The organism is Burkholderia anthinoferrum, from assembly GCF_002925705.1.
Classification (GTDB): domain Bacteria; phylum Pseudomonadota; class Gammaproteobacteria; order Burkholderiales; family Burkholderiaceae; genus Burkholderia; species Burkholderia semiarida.
On record NZ_LFZP01000049.1, the window covers coordinates 231833 to 241548 of the forward strand.

Sequence of the window (9716 nt, forward strand, 5' to 3'; positions counted from 1 at the left end):
GGACTACCGCGTCGCGATCGCCACCGCCGCACCGGCCATTGCGGTTGCGCTCGTGCGGTTCGCGATCCGCTTCGCGCGCGCCGACGTCAGGAAGGCGCGTGCACGCGATGCGAGCAGCGACCAGAAGCAGTCGGCGAGAATCAGGACCGCGAGCATCGTGCCGACCAGCTCGGCCCACGCGGCGACGCCGACGTGAGTGAGGTCGACGATGGTCGGCAGCAGTGCGAGATAGAACAACATGATTTTCGGGTTGCCGAGCGTGACCAGCATGCCCGCGACGAACATGCGCCAAGGCGACTGGCCGCGCGGCAGGTCGTCGGCATCCGTGCCTGTCGGCGCGGTCCACATCTTCCATGCGAGGAACAGCAGGTACGCGACGCCGAGCAGCTTCAGCACGATCAGGCCCGTCGCGAACGTGTGCGCGAACGCCGACAGCCCCGCGACCGCGAGCGTGAGCCACAGCGCTTCGCCGAGCCACATGGCCGCGAGGAACGGCAGCACGTCGCGCACGCCGTTGGTCAGCACGCGCGCGACGAGCGCGGCGACGCTCGGGCCGGGTGTGCCGGCGGTGACGAGCAGGGCAAAGGCGAAGACGGCGAGTGCGGACAACGTCATGACGGGCCTCGTGGATCGGGCATTCGAAACGATACGTATGAAGTTTCGATTATAGTGACGGCCGTTCCAGACTGCCTGCCTGAATCGCCGTGATGCCTGCATCGATCCTGATTCGTCCCGCCACGCGGGAAGACGCGGCCGCGATGGCCGCCGTGGAAGTCGCCGCCGCGCAGCGGTTTCGCGCGATCGGCATGGCTGACATCGCCGACGGCGAGCCGACCGATGCGGCCGCCGTGCTCGTGCGGATCGACGACGGCCGTGCGTATGTCGCGGTCGATTCGCAACGCACGTGCGTGGGGTTCGCGTTCTACCGGCTGCTCGATGCGCAGCGGTTGTATCTGGAGGAACTGGACGTCGCGCCGTCGCATGCGGGGCAGCGTATCGGCGCGCGCCTGATCGAACAGGTGACGGCGCGCGCGGCGCGGGAAGGGATCACGGAGATCGTGCTGTCGACGTTCCGCGACGCGCCGTGGAATGCGCCGTACTACGCGCGCCTCGGTTTCCGGATCATCGACGATGCAGCACTCGACGACGCGCTGCGCGCGATCCGTGCGCACCACGTCGCGCTCGGTCTCGACGAAACACGGCGCGTGTTCATGCGCGCGGACGTGCGCATCTGAACCCGCGCCGTTGTGCCGTCAGGCCGCGTCGCTCAGCGCCGGGTAGTCGGTGTAGCCCGTTTCGCCTTCCGCGTAGAACGTCTCCGGCACCGGCTTGTTGAGCGGCGCGCCGATTTCGAGGCGGCGCGGCAGGTCCGGGTTCGCGATGAACAGCTTGCCCCAGGCGATCGCGTCGGCGCTGCCGCTCGCGAGCGCGGCCTGCGCGGTGTCGAGCGTGAACTGCTCGTTCGCGATCAGCGGGCCGCCGAACGCTTCCTTCAGGCGCGGGCTCAACTGGTCGCCCGAATACGATTCGCGCGTGAAGATGAACGCGATCTTGCGGCGGCCGAGTTCGCGCGCGACATAACCGAAGGTTGCCGCCGGATCGGAATCGCCCATCGTATGCGCGTCGCCGCGCGGTGCCAGATGCACGCCGACCCGGCCGGCGCCCCACACGTCGATCGCCGCGTCGACCACTTCGAGCAGCAGGCGCGCGCGATTCTCGATCGGGCCGCCGTACGCATCGGTGCGGCGATTGGTGCTGTCCTGCAGGAACTGGTCGAGCAGGTAGCCGTTCGCGCCGTGAATCTCCACGCCGTCGAAGCCCGACGCCTTCGCGTTCTCGGCGCCCTTACGATACGCGGCGACGATGCCCGGAATCTCGTCGAGTTCGAGTGCGCGCGGCGTCACGAACGGACGTGGCGGACGCACCAGGCTCACGTTGCCGCCCGCGGCGATCGCGCTTGGCGCGACCGGCAGGTCGCCGTTCAGGAACATCGGATCGGAGATCCGGCCGACGTGCCAGAGTTGCAGCACGATGCGCCCGCCGGCCGCGTGCACGGCCTGCGTGATCTGCTTCCAGCCTTCGACCTGCTCGTCGGACCAGATGCCGGGCGTGTCGGCATAGCCGACGCCCTGCGGCGTGACCGACGTCGCTTCGGTGATGATCAGGCCGGCCGATGCGCGCTCGGCGTAGTAGCGCGCCATCAGCGCGTTCGGCACGCGCGCCGTGCCCGCACGGGCGCGGGTGAGCGGCGCCATCACGATGCGGTTCGGCAGGGTCAGGTCACCGAGGGTAACGGGATCGAACAGCGTGGGCATGGCAATTAACCTCTTACGAAAGGCGGAGAAGCCGTCGCGTCGGATACGACGGCGCTCCGCATGGCCGGTTCGGCCGTTGGCTAGAGTTCGCGACGCAGCGCGTCGTGAAATGCGTCGATGACGGCCTCGTTGCGCTGGAAGAACGCCCACTGGCCGATCCGCGTCGACGTCACGAGCCCCGCGCGCTGCAGCGTCGCGAGGTGCGCGGAGACGGTCGACTGCGACAACCCGCAGCGCGCGTCGATCTGGCCCGCGCAGACGCCGTGTTCGTACGGTAGCGTCTGCTGCGGAAAATGCTCGTCGGGCGTTTTCAGCCAGACGAGGATTTCCCGGCGCACGGGGTTCGAGAGCGCTTTCAGGATCGCGTCGATGTCGAGTTCGGTCGGCATGGAAAGGCTGGGTGTTTCGGTCGGGCAAACGGGTATCGTCGATGGGCGAATCATATATCGTCTTTTTGCGATATGTTTGAAGGCACTGCCGGCAATGGGGTTGATAGGGCGTTGTAATCTCGGGGTCGGATAGAGCGCGATGTGAACCGCCGTCGATGAGGGCCGCCGGCTTCAGGTCGCCTTGCCTGCAATCCGCTATCGCCGTACGAGATCGGGCGAAGCGTGCGTCGGCGCGGAGCGCGGTACGCAACCGGCGGGCTGATTCGTTTTCCGCAACGGACCGGCGGCGCGCGACGGTTTCTGCGACCATCGCCGTTCAAGTCATATCCGCCACCCGAGCCGCCGCCATGTCCGTCACTTCCGCTGCCTTTTCCCGCATCCGACTCTCGCGCATGCTGCCGGCCGCTCGAGCCCTGTCCTATGCCGTTCCGCTCGCGCTGTCCTGTGCCGCCGTCGGCATGCTGGTCGGCGCGCGGCCGGCCGAAGCCATTACGCCCACACAGCGCGAACGTCTCGAAGCGCCGGTCAAGGCCGTCGCCGACCAGCGCATAACCGTCGACACGCCGCAAGGCCGTGCGGTGTTGCCCGTCTACGCCGATCATCCGCTCGATCAGGCCGCATCCGACGTCACGCGCGTGTTCATCGTGATTCACGGCACGCTGCGTAATGCCGACGCGTACTACGCATCGGGGCGCGAGGTCGTCGAGAAGGCCGGTGCGTCCGGCACGGGCACGATGGTCGTCGCGCCGCAGTTCCTGACACGCGCCGACGTGCGCGCGTTTTCGTTGCCCGCGCCGACGCTCGCATGGACGCAGGAAGGATGGAAGGGCGGTGAACCGGCCCGCCAGCCGGGCCCGATCAGCTCGTTCGCGGCGCTCGACGCGCTGCTCGCGCATTTCGCCGACCGCAGCCGGTACCCGTCGTTGTCGACGGTCGTCGTGATCGGCCACTCGGCCGGTGCACAGTTGCTGCAGCGTTATGCGGTGGCCGGGCGCGAAGGCGACGCGCTCGCGCGTACCGGCATTGCCGTGCGCTACGTGGTTGCGAACCCGTCGAGCTACCTGTATTTCGACGACGAACGGCCGAATGCCGAGGCCATGGCAGGCGGCGCCTGCCCGCGCGCAACCGAATGGAAGTACGGGTTGAAGTCGGCGCCGCCTTACGTTGCAGCGCAGGACGTGCGCGATCTCGAAACGCGCTACGTCGCGCGCCATGTCGTGTACCTGCTTGGGCAGGCCGACACGAATCCCACCACGCATTTCATCGACCGTTCGTGCGCGGCGATGGCGCAGGGGCCGTACCGGCTCGCGCGCGGGCTCGCGTATTTCGATTACCTGAAGAAGCGGCATCCGGACGATCTCGCGCAGCAGGTCGTCGAAGTGCCGGGTGTCGGGCATGACGGCCTCGGCATGTTCACGTCCGCTTGCGGGCTGGCCGTGCTGTTCGGGCAGGCGCTGCCGCAGTCGTGCCCGGTCGTCGCCGGTACCGCGCCGGGCATGCGCTCGGCGGGGCGGTGAGCATACGCCGATGACGCCCGGCCGGCATCGTCATTCGACGGTGATCGTCTCCTTCATGTACGGATGAATGCCGCAGAACACCTTGTAGACGCCCGGTTTGTCAAAGCGGAACGCGTACGTTTCGTCCTGGTCGAGCGCCTTCGAATGAAAGATGCCGGCGTCGTTGACGACGGTGTGCGGCTCCGCGTCGAGGTTCTTCCACGTGATCGTCGTGCCGGCCTTGATTGTGGTCGACATCGGCGAGAACATGAAATTGCGGATCGTCACGAGCGGGCCGGTCGGGCCCTGCGCGAACGCGGCGAGCGGCGTGCCCGCGGCCGCGCCGCACAGGAACAGCACCGCGACGATTCGAGATGGCTTGAAGCGGATCATGTCGGTCTCCTTATTTTTTTCACGCAAGCGTCGTGTCATGCAGCGACGACGCGACCGGATGGCCGGCGAATTCGACGGTCGTCACGCCGAGCATCGAAGGCAGCCGGTCGTGCGGCACCGTGAGCGGCACCGGTCCCGGGCCGTTGCCGGCCGTCGGCTGCGGGAACGCGGTCGAGCGGGCGGTATGGAACGTCACTTGCCCTCGACCTTCGACACGATCTGGTGGATGTGCCCGTTCAGCACGGTGACCGAGCCGAAGCGGCGCAGCAGCGCCATCGTCTGCGGCGCATCGCCGGTGCCCCAGCCCCACGGTTCGTAGATGGTCCACATCGGCATGTGCGAGAACACGACGATCGGCGTGCTCGACGAGCGGCCTTTCAGGTCCTGCGCGAGCCACGCGAGCTGCTCGTCGCCGAAGCTGCCGAGCCCGTTCGGCTTGAAGTGCATCACGTTGACGAGGCCGATGAAGTGCACGCCCGCGTGGTCGAAGCTGTAATAGCCGCGGTTGTCCGACGCGTTGCCGAACCGGCCGAAATATTCGGCGCCGGAACCGTCGGTGACGTCGTGCTCGCCGGGCACCGTGTGCAGTTCCGGCACGCGCAGCGCGGACAGCAACTGCGACGCGTGGTCGAATTCCTCGGGCTTCGACAGATGCGTGATGTCGCCGGTATGGATCGCCAGCGCGGGCAAGGCGGGCATCCCGTTGACGAGGTCGATCGTCTGCTTCAGCGTGGCCGACACGTCGGGATTCGCGTCCTTGTTGAAGCCGATGTGCGTATCGCTGATCTGCACGAACAGCGGCCGGCCTGCATCGGCCGGGCGCGCGTCGCCGGTCTGCGCGAGCGCGAGGTCGAACGGCGTGAGGATGCCGCCCGACAGCGTAAACAGCGTGCCGAGCCCGCCGAAGGCCATGCATTGCAGGGCCTTGCGACGCGACGGGCGGGTGGGGGTCGATGAAGACATGTAAGCCTCGCATTCGCGTGACGAAACCGGACGGCCGGATCGTCCTGGAATAAGCCGGCGCCTTCGCATGCGATACCGGCGAAGCGGCGGATTTATTCCCGGCCGTTGCGAGGTCGAAAGCCGGCGCCCGCGCCCGCCACGCGAACGATCGTCATTCGGGCAGGTCGCGCTGGTTGGTATCCCACTCGATCCCGCCGGCATTGAGCCGCTCGATCTTTTCCATCCGCTGCCGCGCGAGCTCCGGCAGCCGGTTCGTCACGGCGATCACGAGCGCCTCGGTGAGCGCCAGCGCCGGCACGTTGGTCTGCAGCATCGCGAACGGGCGCCCCTGGATCCGCAGCACGATTTCCGCGAACGCGGCGATCGGCGAGCGCCATTCGTCGGTGATCAGCAGGATCCGCGCGCCGAGCCGGTGCGCGGCCTGCGCGAAGCGGATGCTGTCCTTCTGGTAACGGCGAAAGTCGAAGATCACGAGCACGTCGTTGCGCCCCATGTCGACCAGCGCGACGGACGCGAGATTCACGTTCGGCTCGACGTACTGCACACGCGGCCGCGCATAGGCGAGCGTGAACGAGAACAGCGACGCGAGCGGCGCCGTATACCGCCCGCCGCCGCAGAAAATGCGTACGTCCGGATCGGCCAGCACCGCCACCGCTGCGTCGAACGCGGCCGCGTCGAGCCCTTCGATCGTCGCCGCGAGCGATTCGGACAGCCGCTGGAAAATCGCCGCATGGCTGTCGCGCATGCCCGTTTCCGAGTGGAACGCATCCATCCGCGCGAGCGGCGAATTCATCGCGGTGTCGATCTCGTCGTGCAGCGCCTGCTGGAACGACGAGTAATTCGGAAAGCCGATCCGGACGACGAAGCGGAACACGGTCGGGTCGCTGACTTCCGCCTGCTTCGCAAACTGCGCGATCGGGCCCAGTCCGAGACTGGGATAGCGCTCCAGCAACGCCTGCGCGACCTTCTGTTCCGACGGCGTGAAGCTATCCATCTGGGATAACAACAACGCCCTGATGCTCGTCCCCATCGGTACTCCGGCTTTCTATCTGAATTGAACTGAACGACCAAACGGCAGACGGACGTCTGCCGCCAACTGCACGCATGTTAGCCGATCGACGTGCCGCAGGCCGCGTACGGCCTGAAATTAGAGGGACGCATCACCCTGCTTAACGAATACGTTCATATGTGTAATAAATCGAACATTCATTGTCGGTCTTGTCGACGTGCTTTCGCTTCAAATTCAGGGCTTACCCTAGGTTTTGGCCCAAAAAACCGAGTGCTATGATCGCGGCCTCACTGGAATGTATCGTTTATTACATGTCGGATTGGCAGCGTCGTCACGTAGTTGCGCACCGGTGCATTCCCGCATGGCCCGGTTTATTCGTCTGGAGGATTCCGTCATGAGGCGGCTCGTAGTACTCACCCTGTTGTCGGCGATGAGCGTGTGCGCGTTCGCCGCGTCGGACCCGGCGGTCGAAGCGAAGAACGGCATGGTCGTGTCGTCGCAGCACTTCGCGTCGCAGATCGGCGTCGACATCCTGAAGGCAGGCGGCAACGCGGTGGATGCGGCGGTCGCCGTCGGCTATGCGCAGGCCGTGACCAACTCGTGCTGCGGCAACATCGGCGGCGGCGGCTTCATGACGATCCATCTGGCGGACGGTCGCGACCGCTTCATCAATTTCCGCGAGACGGCGCCGGCCGCGGCGTCCGCGAACATGTATCTCGATGCGTCGGGCAACGTCATTCCGGAGCAGAGCCTGTACGGCTATCGCGCGGTCGGCGTACCGGGTACGGTGGCGGGCCTCGATCTCGCGCAGCGCAAATACGGGAAGCTGACGCGCCGGCAGGTGATGGCGCCGGCGATCCGGCTCGCGCGCGACGGCTTCGTGCTGACGCGCGGCGATACCGACATCCTCGACACGACGGTCGAGCGCTTCAAAAAGGATCCCGAAGCCGCGCGCATCTTCCTGCGCCCGGACGGCTCGGCGCTGCAGCCGGGCGACCGCCTGGTGCAGAAGGATCTGGCGCGCACGCTCGAGCGCATCGCGGAGCAGGGGCCCGACGCGTTCTATCACGGCGAGATCCCGAAGATCGTCGAGGCGGCGGCGAAGCGCGGCGGCGGCGTGATCACGGCGGCCGATTTCGCGTCCTATCGCGCGCAGGACATGGCGCCGCTGACGTGCACGTATCGCGGCTACGAGTTCGTGTCGGCGCCGCCGCCGAGCTCGGGCGGCGTGACGATGTGCGAGACGCTGAACATCCTCGAAGGGTATGACCTGCGCAAGCTTGGCTACCACTCGGCCGCGGCAGTCCACTACATGACCGAAGCGATGCGCCACGCGTACGAAGACCGCAACACGCTGCTCGGCGATCCGGACTTCATCGACAACCCGATCGCGAAGCTGACGAGCAAGGAATACGCGGCACAGATCCGCAAGAGCATCCATGCCGACACGGCCACGCCGTCGGTCGACGTGCAGCCCGGTGTCGGCGTGCACGAGAAGCCAGAAACGACGCATTACTCGATCGTCGACCATGACGGCAATGCGGTGTCGACGACCTATACGGTCAACGGCCGATTCGGCGCCGTGGTCATCGCGCCCGGCACGGGTTTCTTCCTGAACGACGAGATGGACGACTTCACCGTGAAGGTCGGCGCGCAGAACCTGTTCGGCCTCGTGCAGGGCACGCGCAACTCGATCGCGCCGGGCAAGCGCCCGCTGTCGTCGATGGCGCCGACCATCGTGAAGAAGGACGGCAAGGTGTTCATGGTGGTCGGCTCGCCGGGCGGCTCGCGCATCATCACGATCACGCTGCAGACCGTGCTGAACGTGATCGACTACGGGATGACGCCGCAGGACGCGGTCGCCGCGCCGCGCATCCATCACCAGTGGCTGCCCGACGCGGTCTATTACGAAACCTACGGCCTGTCGCCCGACACGCTCGCGATCCTGCGCAACATGGGCTACAAGATGGTCGAGCAGACGCCGTGGGGCGCCGCCGAGCTGATCATGGTCGGCCTGCCGGGCACCGAAGCGGCGAGCCGTCAGAGTTCCGGGAACGATTCGTCCGTGTCCGGCAACGTGCGTGTCGGCTTCATCTACGGCTACAACGACCCGCGCCGTCCGGCCGGCTCGGCGATCGGCTACTGACCCGACCGTTTCATCCCGAATCGCTGCCGCCGGCGTTCGCGTTGCCGCGAATGCCGGTGCGGCGGCAGCGCGTCCGGCGGCGGACATCCGCCAGCCCGATCGGCGCGCGCGCCTCTTTTCCGCCAACTCCATCGCCACTCGGCGAATTCCGTCATGAACAAACGAATGTCTGCGGCAGGCTGGATCCTGCTCGCCATGGCAGCCGGCATCCTGATCGGCTACCTGATCTACACGCAGCTTCCGGACAAGCAGTCGGCCGCGGAAATCGCCGGCTACATCTCGCTCGTGTCCGACGTGTTCCTGCGGCTGATCAAGATGGTGATCGGCCCGCTGGTGTTCTCGACGCTGGTCGTCGGCATCGCGCACATGGGCGACGCGGCGTCGGTCGGGCGCGTGTTCGCGAAAGCGTTCGGCTGGTTCGTCACCGCGTCGCTCGTCTCGCTGCTGCTGGGCCTGCTGATGGCGAACCTGTTGCGGCCCGGCGAGAATCTCGGCCTGCCGCTGCCGGACATCGGCGCGTCCGCGCATCTCGCGACGTCCAAGTTCACTCTGAAGGATTTCGTCGGCCACATGGTGCCGAAGTCGATCGCCGAGGCGATGGCGAACAACGAAATCCTGCAGATCGTCGTGTTCTCGCTGTTCTTCGGCGTGGCGCTCGCCGCGCTCGGCGAGCGCGGCAAGATTCTCGTCGCCGCGATCGACCAACTCGCGCACGTGATGCTGAAGATCACCGGCTACGTGATGAAGCTCGCGCCGCTCGCGGTGATGGCCGCGATGGCGTCGACCGTCGCGGTCAACGGGCTGTCGATCCTGCTGAAGTTCGCGGTGTTCATGGGCGACTTCTACGCGAGCCTCGTGCTGCTGTGGGCCGCACTCGTCGCGGCCGGGCTGCTGTTCCTCGGCCGCCGCGTGTTCAAGCTGCTCGCGTTGATCAAGGAAGCGTTCATGCTGTCGTTCGCGACGGCCAGTTCCGAAGCCGCGTATCCGAAGATTCTCGACGCGCTC

General features: G+C 66.6%; 9 protein-coding genes and 1 pseudogene. 4 read left to right on the forward strand and 6 right to left on the reverse strand.

The genetic code is table 11. The features are described from left to right. Positions 1-3: 3 nt before the first annotated feature. Positions 4-615 (reverse strand): LysE family translocator, encoded by a 612-nt coding sequence (locus C5F75_RS19985; protein WP_059584828.1) that lies wholly within the window; start codon positions 613-615, stop codon positions 4-6. A 92-nt stretch (positions 616-707) separates the two neighbouring features. Between C5F75_RS19985 and C5F75_RS19990 the strand changes: the two genes are divergently transcribed. After that, a complete protein-coding gene (locus C5F75_RS19990; RefSeq protein WP_059584830.1) occupies positions 708-1235 on the forward strand; it encodes a GNAT family N-acetyltransferase in 528 nt (175 codons plus the stop codon). 18 nt (positions 1236-1253) lie between these two features. Here the strand turns inward: C5F75_RS19990 and C5F75_RS19995 are convergent, their stop codons facing one another. Both C5F75_RS19995 and C5F75_RS20000 read right to left on the reverse strand, forming a co-directional pair. Next, complete coding sequence (locus C5F75_RS19995; RefSeq protein ID WP_099317636.1) at positions 1254-2315, reverse strand: alkene reductase; 1062 nt, start codon at positions 2313-2315, stop codon at positions 1254-1256. 80 nt (positions 2316-2395) lie between these two features. Next, positions 2396-2704, reverse strand: coding sequence for an ArsR/SmtB family transcription factor (locus C5F75_RS20000; RefSeq protein ID WP_099317635.1), 309 nt, complete (start codon positions 2702-2704; stop codon positions 2396-2398). A gap of 347 nt (positions 2705-3051) precedes the next feature. Here C5F75_RS20000 and C5F75_RS20005 point away from each other — a divergent pair, with 347 nt between their 5' ends. Further along, on the forward strand, positions 3052-4221 hold the full coding sequence (locus tag C5F75_RS20005; protein ID WP_099317634.1) for an alpha/beta fold hydrolase: 1170 nt from the start codon (positions 3052-3054) through the stop codon (positions 4219-4221). 30 nt (positions 4222-4251) lie between these two features. Here C5F75_RS20005 and C5F75_RS20010 read toward each other — a convergent pair whose 3' ends face one another. From C5F75_RS20010 to C5F75_RS20020, 3 genes and pseudogenes are all read right to left on the reverse strand, one after another. After that, on the reverse strand, positions 4252-4593 hold the full coding sequence (locus C5F75_RS20010; protein ID WP_059639711.1) for a cupredoxin domain-containing protein: 342 nt from the start codon (positions 4591-4593) through the stop codon (positions 4252-4254). A gap of 19 nt (positions 4594-4612) precedes the next feature. Further along, positions 4613-5556, reverse strand: a pseudogene (locus tag C5F75_RS20015) (metallophosphoesterase family protein). Positions 5557-5707: 151 nt separating this feature from the next. After that, positions 5708-6586 carry a MurR/RpiR family transcriptional regulator gene (locus C5F75_RS20020; RefSeq protein ID WP_059639709.1) on the reverse strand — a complete coding sequence of 293 codons (879 nt, stop codon included), beginning with the start codon at positions 6584-6586 and terminating at the stop codon, positions 5708-5710. Between the two features lie 373 nt (positions 6587-6959). Between C5F75_RS20020 and ggt the strand changes: the two genes are divergently transcribed. Together ggt and C5F75_RS20030 are read left to right on the forward strand one after the other, a co-directional pair. Further along, positions 6960-8711 carry a gamma-glutamyltransferase gene (gene ggt, locus C5F75_RS20025; RefSeq protein ID WP_099317632.1) on the forward strand — a complete coding sequence of 584 codons (1752 nt, stop codon included), beginning with the start codon at positions 6960-6962 and terminating at the stop codon, positions 8709-8711. A 153-nt stretch (positions 8712-8864) separates the two neighbouring features. Further along, positions 8865-9716, forward strand: an 852-nt coding sequence (locus C5F75_RS20030) for a dicarboxylate/amino acid:cation symporter (RefSeq protein ID WP_146075219.1), incomplete at its 3' end; no start/stop codon positions are given.

Excerpts from the sequence above, each read along its gene's own strand:
- C5F75_RS20010 (WP_059639711.1), bottom strand. The coding sequence starts at position 4,593 with ATGATCCGCTTCAAGCCATCTCGAATCGTCGCGGTGCTGTTCCTGTGC.
- ggt (WP_099317632.1), top strand. The coding sequence starts at position 6,960 with ATGAGGCGGCTCGTAGTACTCACCCTGTTGTCGGCGATGAGCGTGTGC.
- C5F75_RS20000 (WP_099317635.1), bottom strand. The coding sequence starts at position 2,704 with ATGCCGACCGAACTCGACATCGACGCGATCCTGAAAGCGCTCTCGAAC.
- C5F75_RS19990 (WP_059584830.1), top strand. The coding sequence starts at position 708 with ATGCCTGCATCGATCCTGATTCGTCCCGCCACGCGGGAAGACGCGGCC.
- C5F75_RS19995 (WP_099317636.1), bottom strand. The coding sequence starts at position 2,315 with ATGCCCACGCTGTTCGATCCCGTTACCCTCGGTGACCTGACCCTGCCG.
- C5F75_RS20020 (WP_059639709.1), bottom strand. The coding sequence starts at position 6,586 with ATGGGGACGAGCATCAGGGCGTTGTTGTTATCCCAGATGGATAGCTTC.
- C5F75_RS19985 (WP_059584828.1), bottom strand. The coding sequence starts at position 615 with ATGACGTTGTCCGCACTCGCCGTCTTCGCCTTTGCCCTGCTCGTCACC.
- C5F75_RS20005 (WP_099317634.1), top strand. The coding sequence starts at position 3,052 with ATGTCCGTCACTTCCGCTGCCTTTTCCCGCATCCGACTCTCGCGCATG.